12 protein-coding genes and 1 pseudogene are annotated in these 12,918 nt (G+C 62.4%); 6 read left to right on the plus strand and 7 right to left on the minus strand.

The genetic code is table 11. The features are described from left to right. Positions 1-99: 99 nt before the first annotated feature. A complete protein-coding gene (locus tag ACLIMP_RS23515; protein WP_054434945.1) occupies positions 100-480 on the plus strand; it encodes a winged helix-turn-helix domain-containing protein in 381 nt (126 codons plus the stop codon). On the opposite strand, the gene ACLIMP_RS23520 is transcribed toward ACLIMP_RS23515, so the two are convergent. Together ACLIMP_RS23520 and ACLIMP_RS23525 are read right to left on the minus strand one after the other, a co-directional pair. Then, positions 481-1,485, minus strand: a complete 1,005-nt coding sequence (locus ACLIMP_RS23520) for a cytochrome c peroxidase (protein ID WP_324699294.1) — start codon at positions 1,483-1,485, stop codon at positions 481-483. Between the two features lie 8 nt (positions 1,486-1,493). Continuing rightward, positions 1,494-1,970 (minus strand): homogentisate 1,2-dioxygenase, encoded by a 477-nt coding sequence (locus tag ACLIMP_RS23525; protein WP_197282896.1) that lies wholly within the window; start codon positions 1,968-1,970, stop codon positions 1,494-1,496. A gap of 321 nt (positions 1,971-2,291) precedes the next feature. On the opposite strand from ACLIMP_RS23525, the gene ACLIMP_RS23530 reads away from it, so the two are divergent. Beyond that, complete coding sequence (locus ACLIMP_RS23530; protein ID WP_324699291.1) at positions 2,292-4,349, plus strand: TonB-dependent receptor plug domain-containing protein; 2,058 nt, start codon at positions 2,292-2,294, stop codon at positions 4,347-4,349. A gap of 283 nt (positions 4,350-4,632) precedes the next feature. Here ACLIMP_RS23530 and ACLIMP_RS23535 read toward each other — a convergent pair. Together ACLIMP_RS23535 and ACLIMP_RS23540 are read right to left on the minus strand one after the other, a co-directional pair. Further along, positions 4,633-5,057 (minus strand): annotated as a pseudogene (locus ACLIMP_RS23535) (site-specific integrase); the annotation flags it as partial. A 195-nt stretch (positions 5,058-5,252) separates the two neighbouring features. After that, positions 5,253-6,173 (minus strand): LysR family transcriptional regulator, encoded by a 921-nt coding sequence (locus ACLIMP_RS23540; RefSeq protein ID WP_324699290.1) that lies wholly within the window; start codon positions 6,171-6,173, stop codon positions 5,253-5,255. Between the two features lie 97 nt (positions 6,174-6,270). Between ACLIMP_RS23540 and ACLIMP_RS23545 the strand changes: the two genes are divergently transcribed. Continuing rightward, positions 6,271-7,140 carry an aldo/keto reductase family oxidoreductase gene (locus ACLIMP_RS23545; protein WP_324699289.1) on the plus strand — a complete coding sequence of 290 codons (870 nt, stop codon included), beginning with the start codon at positions 6,271-6,273 and terminating at the stop codon, positions 7,138-7,140. A 34-nt stretch (positions 7,141-7,174) separates the two neighbouring features. Here the strand turns inward: ACLIMP_RS23545 and ACLIMP_RS23550 are convergent, their stop codons facing one another. Both ACLIMP_RS23550 and ACLIMP_RS23555 read right to left on the minus strand, forming a co-directional pair. Continuing rightward, positions 7,175-7,819, minus strand: a complete 645-nt coding sequence (locus tag ACLIMP_RS23550) for an alpha/beta hydrolase (protein ID WP_324699288.1) — start codon at positions 7,817-7,819, stop codon at positions 7,175-7,177. Positions 7,820-8,074: 255 nt separating this feature from the next. Further along, a complete protein-coding gene (locus ACLIMP_RS23555) occupies positions 8,075-9,355 on the minus strand; it encodes a S41 family peptidase (RefSeq protein WP_443478478.1) in 1,281 nt (426 codons plus the stop codon). A 98-nt stretch (positions 9,356-9,453) separates the two neighbouring features. On the opposite strand from ACLIMP_RS23555, the gene ACLIMP_RS23560 reads away from it, so the two are divergent. Further along, positions 9,454-10,071, plus strand: a complete 618-nt coding sequence (locus tag ACLIMP_RS23560; protein WP_324699286.1) for an ArsR/SmtB family transcription factor — start codon at positions 9,454-9,456, stop codon at positions 10,069-10,071. Between the two features lie 481 nt (positions 10,072-10,552). On the opposite strand, the gene ACLIMP_RS23565 is transcribed toward ACLIMP_RS23560, so the two are convergent. Next, complete coding sequence (locus tag ACLIMP_RS23565; RefSeq protein ID WP_054434307.1) at positions 10,553-10,972, minus strand: GNAT family N-acetyltransferase; 420 nt, start codon at positions 10,970-10,972, stop codon at positions 10,553-10,555. Between the two features lie 226 nt (positions 10,973-11,198). On the opposite strand from ACLIMP_RS23565, the gene ACLIMP_RS23570 reads away from it, so the two are divergent. After that, complete coding sequence (locus tag ACLIMP_RS23570; RefSeq protein ID WP_443478479.1) at positions 11,199-11,810, plus strand: SDR family NAD(P)-dependent oxidoreductase; 612 nt, start codon at positions 11,199-11,201, stop codon at positions 11,808-11,810. A 38-nt stretch (positions 11,811-11,848) separates the two neighbouring features. Further along, positions 11,849-12,909, plus strand: a protein-coding gene (locus ACLIMP_RS23575; RefSeq protein WP_443478325.1) for an IS630 family transposase whose coding sequence is annotated in 2 segments (ribosomal slippage) — positions 11,849-12,341 and positions 12,341-12,909 — 1,062 coding nt in all. Because the reading frame shifts where the segments join, the coding sequence is not laid out codon by codon here. Positions 12,910-12,918 lie beyond the last annotated feature (9 nt).

Consider the following 12,918-nt stretch of genomic DNA (forward strand, 5'->3'; position numbering starts at 1 on the left):
GTAATCTTTCGCAGGTGCGAAGACCCGCTTTCGGCGCTCGCACCCATCGCCGAACTCGGCTAGATTCGCGGTCCCTATCGCCAACATTCGACCGAGCCCATGACCGACCCCTCCCACCTCAAGCTGCGCGCCCGCATCTATTGCGGAGACGAAATCGCCATGGGGCCGGGCAAGGCGGACCTGCTGGAAGCCATCGCCAGCCAGGGTTCGATATCGGGCGCCGGGCGCGCGATGGGGATGAGCTATCGCCGGGCGTGGCTCCTGGTCGATGCCATGAACCGCTGCTGGGACCAGCCGCTAGTCGAGACGGTAGCCGGAGGAAGCCACGAACGCGGCGCCCGCCTCACGGAAACCGGACGAACGGTGCTGGAACGCTTCCGGTCCCTGCAGGGCCTCATGGCCGCTCTCGGGAACTCGCCGGAATACGCCGCGCTCGAGGCCAGCTTGCGCAGTACCCCGCTGCCCGCCAAGGGCGAGTGATCAAAGCGCCTTGCCGCAGGCGGTGCGCGGCAAGGCATGCCGGGGATCGGCCAGAAACGCCGGATCGGTAAGCGCATCGAGGAAAGCGAGCAGCGGTTTCGCCTCGTCCTGCGGCATCGCCTCGAAACCCGCGTGGGCACGCAGCGCCCCGGCGAGCGTGGGAATCGACCCGTCGTGAAGATAGGGCGCCGTCACCCCGACATTGCGCAAGCCCGGCGTGCGAAACCCGCCCATGTCCCCCGCCACGCCGGTCACTTCCGCCAGACCCGCGTCATCTCCCGGAATGTCTCCGGGTGCAGCGATCCGGTGGAAGCGCGCATCTGTAAAGTCGGCCCCGGCATGGCATGAGGCGCAATCTCGCGCAAAAAAGGTCGCGCCCTGCCTCGCCTCGGCGGAAATCGCATCGGCCTCCCCGCGCGAGAACTTGTCCCACGCACTGTCCCGCGACACGAGCGTGCGCTCGAAAGCGGCCAGCGCCTTCGTGACCTTGCCGTAACCGATGCCGCCCGCCTCGCCCGGGAACGCCTTGCGGAACATCGTCCGGTAACACGGATCCCGTCCGAGCCGCTCCGCGATATCGGCTTCCCGCCCCTTCATCCCCATCTCTACCGGATGGTCGCCCAGTACCGGAACCGAGACTTGCGCCTCCAGCGTCGTCTGGCGCGGATCGGCCCATGTCAGCGGGGAAAGCCAGGCGAGGTTGACCAGCGCCGGCACGTTGCGCCGCCCCGGATCGTCCAGCGCGCCGGGGTGAGTGCGATTGCCGTCGGCGAAGGCGTGGTGCTGCTCATGGCAGGTCGCGCAGGACATCGTCCCGTTCACCGAGAGATCGGCGTCGTAGAACAGGCGGCGGCCCAGCTCGACTTTCGCCGCGCTCATCGGATTGTCGGCGGGAACGCGGGGCGCCGGAACGCCCGCGCCCCAGTCCCACCCCGGACGGGACCGTGCCGACAGGCCGGAGAGCGTCGCGGCAAGCAGCGACAGCCCGAGCAGGGCGTATCGCATCCGCCCGCTCAGGGCAGCCGGGCGACGAGCAGGGGAAGCCGGTCATCGGCATTGGCCGAGACCTGCAACAGGTAAGTTCCGGGCTCGAGCGTGAAGTCCACCATCTTGCGGATTCCCGAGCAATCAGGGCCGTGACCATGCGCGGTCGAGGTCATGGCCGTGCCGTCTCCCGCCTTTTTCCCGGCCTTGATGACATCGATCCAGGCCGCCGAACCGAGCGCGACGCGATAGCTGCCCGCCTCCGCGACATCGAACGTGTAAAGGCCGCCGAAACTGACCGAACCGCCCGGCTTTTCCGGTCGCTGGGCATAGCGCATCTCCGGGGTCGGCCGCAGACCGCCCTCGATCCCCTTGCCGATCGCGATCGTGGCGCCCGAAAGCGAGCGCGTGTCACGCGCCGCCAGCAGCCGCGTGCGCTGGTTCCAGGCGGCGAGTTCGGGCGGCAGCTCCACCGGATCGGACGGGCAAGCCATCGGACTGGGCATGCGATCCGCCATAGGCGAAGATTCGCCGCCAGGGGAGCCGGAAGCCGCCGGGCCCGGTGCCTCGGCCGGTGCCTGAGCAGGAGTTTGGGCAGGGGCCTGAACCGGCGACTGCATCGGGATGACCTGGGCCCAGGCCGTTCCGGAAACCGACAGCGCGGCAAGTATCAGCGCCGTTCCAAGCCCGGCCCAAGGAGGCGCACGCCCCATCATCGTGGATGCCCCATTGTTGTAATCGTCTTTCATGTTCGCCCTCGACTATATACCACCAGATATAGCGAATCGCCGGAATGGCGACAGGCCAAAAATATGGGGGTTTCATTCATGCGTTCCGCATCAGCACTTGCGGTTACTTTTTCCTGCGCGCTCGGGCTGCCGGTTCTGGCCGCGCCCGCGCTTGCCGAAACTGCCGCGACGACCGAACAGGGCAGCGCCTTCACGCTGGGGCAGATCATCGTCACCGCCCCCACGCAATCCACGCCGACGATCTCCTCCTCCACGCTCGACGCCGACGCCATGCGGCTGTTCCAGCGTGCCAGCCTGGACGATGCGTTCAATCTCATGCCCGGCGTCTCCTCCTCGAACAGCGGCGGTTCTCGCAATGAACGCCTGATCAACGTGCGCGGTTTCGACCGTTACCAGGTGCCGCTCTCGATCGACGGCATCCGCGTCTACCTGCCCGCCGACGGGCGGCTCGATTACGGCCGCTTCCTCACCGGCGATATCGCGCAGGTGCAGGTGGCCAAGGGCTATGCCTCGGTGCTGGACGGCCCCGGGGCGATGGGCGGTGCGATCAACCTCGTCACCCGCAAGCCCGTCCAGCCGATCGAAGCAGAGGCGCGCGGAACCCTGGACCTGGGCCGAAAGGGCGAATACGCAGGCTACAATCTCTTCGCCCTGCTCGGCACCCGGCAGGACAAGTGGTACGCGCAGGCCAGCTACACCCGGCGCTTCACCGACCACTGGGATCTTCCCGGCGGCTACGAACCTGCCGCAGGTTCGGCGGAAAACGGCGGCCACCGGGACTTCTCGCGCACCGAGGACTGGCGCGTCAACGCCAAGCTGGGCTTCACCCCCAACGCCACCGACGAATATTCGCTCAGCTATACCCGGCAGGAAGGCTCCAAGAACGCGCCGCTGCACATCTCCGATGCCCCGTCCAGCCAGCGCAACTGGTCGTGGCCCTACTGGAACATCGACAGCATCTACTTCCTCTCCACCACGGCGCTCGGCGATGTGGCCACGCTGAAGACGCGCGCCTATCGCAACGGCTTCGACAACCTGCTGCGCGCGTTCGACGATGCGACGCAGACCACCCAGACCAAAGGCCGCGCCTTCAACAGCTACTATGCGGACACTGCCTGGGGCGGTTCGGCCCAGATCGACGTGAACGTCAGCGGGTCTGACCGCTTCAGCGTCGCGGCCCATTACCGGCGCGACAAGCATGTCGAATGGCAGCAGGCCTTCCCTTCCGGCACCACGGAACCCCGGCAGACCAGCATCGAGGAGACCTACAGCATCGCGGCCGAAAACCGCCTTGCCTTCAGCCCCGCCCTGGCGCTGACCACCGGCGTCAGCTTCGACTGGCGCAATCTCACGCGGGCGGAGGACTACGCCAGCAATGTCCTGATCGCCTATCCCCTGCATAACGGTAAGGCGCTGAACGGACAGGCGCAGCTCGTCTGGACGCCGGACCCGCTGACCAGCCTTCACGCCGGAGTCTCGTCACGCGCGCGCTTCCCCACTATCTTCGAGCGGTTCAGCTCCCGCTTCGGCGGCGCGGTGTCCAGCCCGGACCTCAAGGCCGAACGCGCCACCAATTACGAAATCGGCGGCACGCGCGATTTCGGCCCGCTCCACGCCGAAGCCACGTTGTTCTACTCGCACCTGAACGACGTGATCGTCGCCTTCCCGTTCCTCTACCAGGGCCAGTCCGTGACCCAGAGCCGCAACCTCGGCAGCGGCAACTACTACGGCGGCGAGATCGCCCTGACGGCAAGGCTGACCGAAACGCTGAGCCTCGGCGGCAACTACACCTACACGCACCGCGACCTCGACGACCCGACCAACTCGGCCTTCCAGCCGACCGGCGTTCCCACGCACAAGGCCTTCGTCTGGGCCGACTGGGCGCCGCTGGGCGGCCTGCACATCCTGCCCAACGCCGATATCGCGTCGAACCGCTGGACGGTGAACACGGCCGGAACCGAATACTATCGCACCGGAAGCTACGTGCAGGCCAACCTGACCGTGAACTACGAGGTCCGCGAAGGCATCGTCATCGGCGCGGGCGCACGCAACCTGTTCGACGATTATTATGTGCTGGCCGATGGCTTCCCCGAACCGGGCCGCAGCTTCTTCCTGTCGTTCCAGTACAAGTATTGAAAGCGATCCCTGCATCGCACCGACATTGCCCCGGGACGATGCAGGGACGCCCACGTGAATGACCGGGATGGGCAGATGGTGTTGGAAAACTCTGGCTTGAAGTAGCCTGTGTGGTCTGATTCACTGTTCCAGCAGGACGGAGACAGGCTGATGATGGGTGAGCGGACGATGGCGCAGGAGGCGCTGTTTTACAGCTTGAACCTGGAACGGCACGTGCCGGCAGGCCGTCTACTGCGATCGATTGACAGGTTCGTCGATCTGTCCGGCATCCGCGAGCAAGGGTCTTGGATGGGCGCAGAGAGTGAGTGCCATAATCTTCGCCGGGAAGTCCGATCCCCGTGACCCATTCGTCAACAAGGCGAGCATATTGCCTGGTGCTTATGTGGGCTGCGTGATCGGTACAGCTAGGAAATGCAAAATCCTCCAACAACCCGCCTCTCAGTTCCAGCCATTTGAGCAGGCTGGCGCGAGCATCGGTCATCAGTTCAAACTGGGCCCGTCTGCCGGTCCTTTGCTGTACGACCGTGGCCCGTGTTCGAATTTTCCGATCACAAAAGATATCGCTGATCCTGATTTTCACCAGATCGCATCAAAGAAGCGGATCGCCCATATCTGACGGGGCTTGAGCGCTCGCTTTGCTCCAACCTTGCGCCCGGCGTTCCAAGATACCCGCTCGCGAGCGCCGGGATCAAACTCTGATAATCCCATGACACATCTCCTATGGCCCTGACGGCCAGAGGTAGAACACTTCTAGAGAGGCCGACCCATTGCGGCCGTTCAGCAGCCAATTTTTCAGTCTTCGCTGCTGCCTATCCGGTTCGGGTAGTTGTCGACGAGTCGAGGACATTCAGATCAGTGCGGGCGAAGGCCCTGATTGCAAATCCTGCTGCAAGCGGACAGTCGTTAACCTTGCGCTTGCGGCGCAGCTTGCTCCTTCCGGGTGAAGTCGATGAATGCCCTGAGTGGAGGCGGAAGCTGGCGGCGGCCGGAATAATACAGCATCGGCCCCGAGAACGGCTCGTCCCATTCGTCGAGTATCCGTTCCAGGGCCCCCGACTGCATGGCCGGGGCAAGCCAGTCCTCGAAGAGCCTTACGACACCGAGCCCCGCCATTCCGGCCTCGACCAACAGGTCGCAAGCCGAACCGGGCTGGATAAGGAGAGGACCGGGCGGGTCGATACGGATCACTTCGTCACCGCGCTCAAATTCCCAGATGGCCAGCGCGCCGCTGGAGAAGCGCAGGCGCAGGCACGCGTGGTGAAGTAGGTCGCGGGGATGCGCGGGGCGGCCATGGACATCGAGGTATGCCGGAGCCGCCGCCGTGATTATCCGCTGCGACCGTGGTCCGATCGGTAACGCGATCATGTCCTGCTCCAGCCGTTCCTCGTAGCGGATGCCGGCGTCGGCCCCGGAGGCGAGAATATCGACGAAGCTGTCTTCCACGGTCACTTCCACCCGGATCTGGGGATGCGCTTTCAGGAATGTCGGCAGGATGCCGGGAAGGACGGTTCTGGCGACATTCGCCGGGACGTTGAGCCGCAGGGTGCCGGCCGGCTGGTCGGTCTCGGCATGGACGGCGTCGAGTGCGGCATCGATCTCGTTAAGGGCGGGGGAGAGGCGCTCGAACAGCCGGTTGCCCGCTTCGGTGGTCGAGATGCTGCGCGTCGTGCGGTGCAGCAGGCGCACGCCCAGCCGCGCCTCCAGCCGCCGAAGCGCTTCGCTGAGACCGGATGCGGAAACGCCCGATACCCGGGCGGCCTCGCGAAAACCGCCTGCGCGGGCCACGGCCACGAAAGCCGATAGATCGTCAAGTTCAGTCGCCATTGTGCATATTCTCGCACAGCCTGTGCTTAACTGCACGGCTTATCGATCGTTGGCAAGCGGTCCATATGCCTAGGTCGTAAACTCAGGAGATTTGCGCATGACCGATCTTGTACCCGCGAAGACCTTTGAACTTGGCGACCGTACCGTCAGCCGGATGGGCTATGGCGCCATGCAGCTTGCAGGGCCTGGCGTATTCGGCCCGCCGCGCGATCGCGCCGCCGCCATTGCGGTCCTGCGCGCCGCAGTAGAGGCCGGGGTCAACCATATCGACACGAGCGACTTCTACGGACCGCACGTCACCAACCAGATCATCCGCGAAGCGCTGCATCCCTATACCGATGATCTGGTCATCGTGACCAAGGTGGGCGCCGTACGTGGCGACGACGCCGCGTGGCTGCCGGCGCAAAGCCCCGCCGAACTGACGCAGGCGGTGCACGACAACCTGCGCAATCTGGGCCTGGAGCAGCTCGAAGTCGTCAACCTGAGGCTGATGGGCGATGTCCACGCACCGAGCGAAGGATCGCTCGAAGTACAGTTCTCCACGCTTGCGCATTTGCGGGAGCAAGGCCTGATCCGGCATCTTGGCCTCAGCAACGTCACACCTTCGCAAGTGGCCGAGGCGCAGAGGATCGCTCCCGTGGTCTGCGTCCAGAATCAGTACAATCTCGTCCACCGTGCTGATGATGCACTGTTGGAAGACCTGGCCGGCCAGGGGATCGCCTATGTCCCGTTCTTCCCGCTGGGCGGGTTCAGCCCGATCCAGTCGGATGCGCTTTCCCGGATCGCGGCGCGGCTCGAAGCCAGCCCGTTGCAGGTTGCGCTGGCCTGTCTGCTGGCACGTTCGCCCAACCTGCTCCTGATCCCCGGCACCTCGAGCGTTGCGCATCTGACCGAGAATCTGGCGGCCGCGAACCTGCGGTTGTCGCAGGATGTTCTCGACGAGATGGACGTCGTGGCGGGCACCTGAAATCTGCCGCCGTCAGAGGGTGCACGCGCGGTGTTCAACCGATCACGGTCCGGGCGAATGCCGCAGCTGCCTCAAGGCCATCCTGCCCGACGCTGTGGCCCAGCCCTGGCGAGACGTGCATCTCGACAGGCACGCCGGCTGCCGTGAGTGCGGCGCTGGCCAGATCCATGGAACGGAACGGCACGACCTCGTCTTCCGTACCGTGGATCAACAGGACCGGAGGGCGGCTGCGGATATCCGCTTCCAGCAAATCCGGTGCGACCAGCATGCCCGAAATCCCGATGATCCCGGCGACGGTTTCTTTCCGGCGCAACCCGACGTGGAGTGCCATCATCGTCCCCTGACTGAACCCGACGAGTAGCAGGCGGTCGCCGGTCAACCCGGCCGCTTGGAGTTCTGCAGTAAGGAAAGCATCGAGAGCCGGCGCCGCAGCCGCCGCGCCGGCCGCATGTTCCGCCGCCGAGAAGGTCTCGATCGGCCACCACTGGTAAGCGGCTGCCATGTGAGGGATCTGCGAAGGGGCATTCGGCGCTACAAAGGCCGCATCGGGCAAGGTGGGCTGGATCATGCGCGCCAGCGAGATCAGATCTTCGCCATTGGAGCCGTATCCATGAAGCAGGACCACCAGTCCGGTGGGGGCCGTGCCGGAGAGCGTAGCGAGGCGGGGGCCGTCGAGCATCAGGATAATCCTTTTAGATTGGCAATCTCAGCATAAATGCCTGCATTATGAAATTCGAGGATCCGACCCATTGTCGCCTTCCCGCCGTCGACCCTTCCCAGCCATTCCGCACCCAACTTTCCGTTCCAAGTTGCGGCCAGCCCGCTTTCTCGACCTAGACGTTCGGGACAGGCCGGATCCAGATCGGCTGATTTTGTTGCAAACCCGCAAGGAACCTTCCCGACGGGTTTGCGGTTGCCTTGCGCCGGTCCTTTCCTAAGGAGCGGTGTGGCGACCACTGGGGACCGTCGGCTCCAGAAACCCTGGTACAGATGTCCCCAAGGGTGGCTCAAGCACAAAGCGCGGGTAGGAGAGAACCAATCCTGTATTGGGGAGCGTTATGGATTGCACGCCGCCGGATTGCTGTGTTCGTGCGCTGTTTCCGACCCCCCTGAGAGTGCCGAAGCCATAATCACGCACGACATTTCCGAACAGCACGGCGGATGAGTACGTCAATGGACCGATCAGGACCTCAACCTTGCCGTTGAAATGCAGCGCTTCGCCAAGGGTTGGGACGGTCGCGGTCTCGATGCTCCCCGATGAAAGTGAGCCATCGCGTTCGCGTTTAACGTAGGTCGAGCCCTGCTTGTAAGGTTTGGTGGCAATGTAGCGGAGGATACCTTCTTTCCACATGTCGTCATCGCCGCCGCCATTGGCGCTGACATCGATTACCAGACGCTGCGTAGAAGCCGCCTTCATCTGTGCGAAACAGTCATGCGTAAATTTGAAATACTGTGCCTTGTCGCTCCAAGCGAATGAGGCAACCTTCAGCGACGCTGTGTGGTCCGCGTTGATGCGGCAGGAGTAAAGGCGATCAAAATTAGCCTCTTGCTGCAAAATCGCCGGAAGCACATGCCCCGCCGAGACCCGATGCGACATCGGAGAGCCTGCGAATTGAAGATCATAGACTGCCGGAGTGCCATAGAGTTTGGCAAATCCAAGCCACCAGCGCTGCGATAGCAAGGCTGCCCGAAATGCCGGCGTATCTCCATGCATACGAGCCAGCAAAGCGTACGTTACGTCCTGGGCATCACGACCACTTATTCTCACGATCCTACGCCCGGCGAACGGCGTCATCTCGCCGCCCAGTTTTGCCGTAATGACCGGATAGCCCTGCTCGTCGAGTTCGACTTCGAAAGGGAAAAATCCGGTTCCTCGACGTACTTCCGCTGCGCTCTGTTCTCGCCAATTCGGCAAGCCGATGAACAAGTGGCCGTCCGCGAGCAGCGGGTTAAGTTGGGCCATGGCCGCCCACGCCTCCCCCTGCGTCATGGCACGAGACAGCTGCCCGCGTATTGACGCTGCGGCGGCTTCCAGGCGCTCTCGGGTCGTCGAGCGTTCAAGTTGCGGATGTTGCCGTTCGATTGTGTCGATGGCGAAGCGCAGATCTGCCTGCAGAGCAGCGGGCTCAAATGATTGCGGAGCAGCTGCCAAGCCGATGTTAGGCAAAAGGCATACCGAAACCACGATCGCAGCAAGGACCATTGAACAATTCATGATCGGCTTTCCTCATTTGCAGCCTCGTACGGATCACGGACTTCCATCGAGCGATTCGTTGAAATATATGAGTTGTATTTCAACAGGAGTCCATGCGGATGAGTCATCAATTCGATCCGGGGGCGCTCACCGATCCGGCGATGATCCGACTGCTGAGTTCGCCAATGCGCCAGGAACTGATGGACACTTTGGCTGCCATCGGGGGCGAGGCGAGCGTTGCTACGTTGGCGGAAGAGCTGGGGCGTCCGGCAGATGGCTTGTATTATCACTTGCGTGCGCTCGCAGCGGCTGGGTTGATCTGCGAAGTGCCGGCGGACGATAACGGCGATCGGCGATACCGATTGGCAAGCCACGATGGCGGTCCAATTCGGCTGGCCTACGATCTGCGTCCTAATGGTAATGCTGCCGAACTGAGAAATTTCGCTCATGGATTGATGCAAATAGCTGAACGCGATTTCCAGGATGCGCTGGGTAGAGTGAATGCGGTAGTTTCCGGTCCTAAACGAGAATTATGGGCTTCGCGCAACAAGGGCTGGCTCAGCGATAGCGACCTGACCGAGGTCAACACTCTGCTCGAACGCTTGAGTGAATTGACGAGCCAACCGAAGGACGAAGGCAAGAATCACCTTGTTAGCTTGGTCTTTTCGTTGGCGCCGATTGATCCACGACCGAAGCGAAGGGCTTCTGGCAAGGCACGGAAGGGACCGGTGTCGTAGCTCGCATACAGCGTGGGCCTGAGCCGTCCATTCGTCGCGACGCAAAGAGCGGGATGGCTGCCTGGAATCGGCACGTAGCAACTACTTCTGCCGTCAACCCTTGTCGGTCGCTCGGCTCTCGATTTTGCGCTACCAGGTGCGGACTGGCAGCTTTCCCATTTTGGATGCCTTCGACTGGCCGTTAGCGGAATGTCGCGTTCGGAAAGGCGCGAGTGAGATGGCTGCCGATCGGGCATTACGGAAAACATCTCTGAACGGGGTTTCCGACATATTTTCAATCCGACGGGGCTTTCCGTACAGCGGACTTCATCGTATGATGATGATCGGTGTACATACGAGCCTTTGCAAGTTCCTTCTTGCATAAGCGGGCATTAATGCAGTCTCGCTACACGACAATCAGGCAATTTCCGACGCCTCAGGCTGGAAATCCCTGCCGTAAACTGCCGTCGGCCTCCATCATATTTTTTCTGGAAGATTGAGATCAAAGCTTCTTACGAAGAAAAAGCCGCTTTTGGCCGATGGGATGATCGTCGATTATGGCGAATACCTCAAAGCCCAGCTTTTCATAAAATCCGCTAGCCTGAAATTCGAATGTGTCGAGCCAGACCCCGATGCAATCATTGGATCGAGCGATATTTTCAGCTTGTTCCACAAGGGCTTTGCCATAGTTCTTGCCACGATATTCTAGCGGAATGGCAAGCATTTCTATAATGAGCCAGTCATAGGCGCACTGGCCCCAAAGCCCTCCTACATTGTCACCCATCTCATTGGTTAGCAACACGGCGATGGGCCGAATACACGGATCACCCGCACGCATTATGTTGTGAGTGTGTAGGGGCCTGAAAATCGCTTCGTATTCAGCGTCGGAGGGATTTTGAGATGTTTTTATAAGTAACGTCATGACGTTAGCATATATTGAAGTGCTTGATCCGCAACGACTGAGCGGGGCGTATCGCCTGAATCAATCGAAGGTTGAACCACACTAAGTCCTCCCGACAATCGGGTGTTTTCCGGCACGGCCGGTTTCGGGAGCCTGCCTTAGGGCACTGAGCGACTGACAAAGGGCGCAAAGCGGCCCCAAAGTAGCCATGCCCCTGAATATGTTATGCCCAGACAATCCAAGGTGATTGAGCAACGGCACCTACGACACCTTCGGGTGTTATCTGCGCATGGCGCATCACACATTATCCTTCGGCCAGACATCGGTCGCGATCGTGACGGGTGGGGAATCGGGAATCGGGCGCTCCGCCGCGATTAAACTGGGTAAAGCGGACCTCCCTGTCGCGCTGACCTATTTCGCAGATCAGGGCCGAGCGAATGCAGTCGTCGCCGAAATCACCGACAGCGGTGGGAGGGCCGTGGCTGTACGGACCGATGTCGGCGATGAGCAGAGCGTCGAGGCACTCTTCGATCTGGCAGAAGAGCGCTTCGGCACGGTCGACCTTCTCGTCAATTCGGCCGGGCTGAATATGACGGGCGTGATGCTGCGCGATATGGAGTTGGTCCAGTTCGATCGCCTGATGCGCGCCGATCTCTACGGTCCGTTCCTGACATGTCGGCGCATGGTGCGCGCGCTGGATGGTGCGAACCGAGGCGGCCGGATCGTCAACATATCCTCGATTCACGAGCGCGCGCCACGTGCAGGCGGGGTCGACTATGACGCCGCCAAGGGAGGTCTCGCGCAGCTTATACCAAGGTGCGTTGAGGCTGACTCACGCGGGGGATTCCCAAGATCGTGAAAATCTGATTCGACGTAGCAGGCACGTGGAGGCTTGCGATGGCGGCAGCGATTGGGGTTCGGTATGACTACACATCGGCAGATTTGCGCCAGTTTGCGCGACGAAGCGATGATGCGGATCAGGTCCGGCGGCTATTGGCGGTGGCTCTGATCCTGGACGGCGGGAGCCGGAGCGAAGCGGCGAAGGTTGCCGGCGTCACGCTGCAAATCGTGCGCGACTGGGTCCTGCGGTTCAACGAAGGCGGCCCCGATGGTCTGGCGACGCGCAAGGCGCCGGGCCGGGCCGCGATCCTCAATGACGAGCAGCGCGCGCGGCTTGCGGCGATAGTCGAGGCCGGGCCAATCCCCGCGTCGCATGGCGTCGTGCGCTGGCGGCTTGCCGATCTGACCCAGTGGATCTGGGACGAGTTCGCGCTCTCGGTCACGCGCCATACCCTCGGGCGTGAGCTTCGCGCGATGGGCTACCGCAAGCTCTCGGCGCGGCCCCGCCATCGGGGGCAGAAGGGCGACGACATTGCCGATTTTAAAAAAGCTTCGCTGCCCGCCTGGCGCAGATCAGGTGGCGCCTCCCGCGAGGAACGCCGATAGAGCTGTGGTGGCAGGACGAGGCTCGCATCGGTCAGCAAACCAAGCTCACCCGGCGCTGGGCGAAGCGCGGCACGCGGCCCTCGGCACCCAAGGATCAGCGGCGCTCCTCGGCATGGCTGTTCGGCGCGATCTGTCCCGCCGAAGGTAAAGCCGCCGCCATCGTCATGCCCCGCTGCAACAGCGAGACGATGAGCAAGCACCTCGAGGAGATCGCCTTTCACGTCGCGCCAGGCGCACATGCCGTTCTGCTGCTCGATCAGGCCGGATGGCATGGATCGGTCGAGCTGGTCGTGCCGCCCAACATCACCTTGATGCCGCTGCCGCCCAGGTGCCCGGAGCTCAACCCCGTCGAGAACGTCTGGCAGTTCATGCGCGACAACTGGCTGTCGAACCGCATCTTCAAATCCTACGATGACATCGTCGACCACTGCTGCTTCGCCTGGAACAAGCTCGTCGAACAGCCCTGGCGCATCATGTCCCTCGGACTGCGCCAATGGGCCCATGGGTTCTGATCAATGCAC

Source organism: Novosphingobium aeonii (genome assembly GCF_052279045.1).
In the GTDB taxonomy this organism is placed as follows: domain Bacteria; phylum Pseudomonadota; class Alphaproteobacteria; order Sphingomonadales; family Sphingomonadaceae; genus Novosphingobium.

Bases quoted from the DNA above. Each gene is read 5' to 3' on its own strand.
- ACLIMP_RS23515 (WP_054434945.1), top strand. From the start codon at position 100: ATGACCGACCCCTCCCACCTCAAGCTGCGCGCCCGCATCTATTGCGGA.
- ACLIMP_RS23520 (WP_324699294.1), bottom strand. From the start codon at position 1,485: ATGCGATACGCCCTGCTCGGGCTGTCGCTGCTTGCCGCGACGCTCTCC.
- ACLIMP_RS23555 (WP_443478478.1), bottom strand. From the start codon at position 9,355: ATGAATTGTTCAATGGTCCTTGCTGCGATCGTGGTTTCGGTATGCCTT.
- ACLIMP_RS23545 (WP_324699289.1), top strand. From the start codon at position 6,271: ATGACCGATCTTGTACCCGCGAAGACCTTTGAACTTGGCGACCGTACC.
- ACLIMP_RS23530 (WP_324699291.1), top strand. From the start codon at position 2,292: ATGCGTTCCGCATCAGCACTTGCGGTTACTTTTTCCTGCGCGCTCGGG.
- ACLIMP_RS23540 (WP_324699290.1), bottom strand. From the start codon at position 6,173: ATGGCGACTGAACTTGACGATCTATCGGCTTTCGTGGCCGTGGCCCGC.
- ACLIMP_RS23525 (WP_197282896.1), bottom strand. From the start codon at position 1,970: ATGCCCAGTCCGATGGCTTGCCCGTCCGATCCGGTGGAGCTGCCGCCC.
- ACLIMP_RS23550 (WP_324699288.1), bottom strand. From the start codon at position 7,819: ATGCTCGACGGCCCCCGCCTCGCTACGCTCTCCGGCACGGCCCCCACC.
- ACLIMP_RS23560 (WP_324699286.1), top strand. From the start codon at position 9,454: ATGAGTCATCAATTCGATCCGGGGGCGCTCACCGATCCGGCGATGATC.
- ACLIMP_RS23565 (WP_054434307.1), bottom strand. From the start codon at position 10,972: ATGACGTTACTTATAAAAACATCTCAAAATCCCTCCGACGCTGAATAC.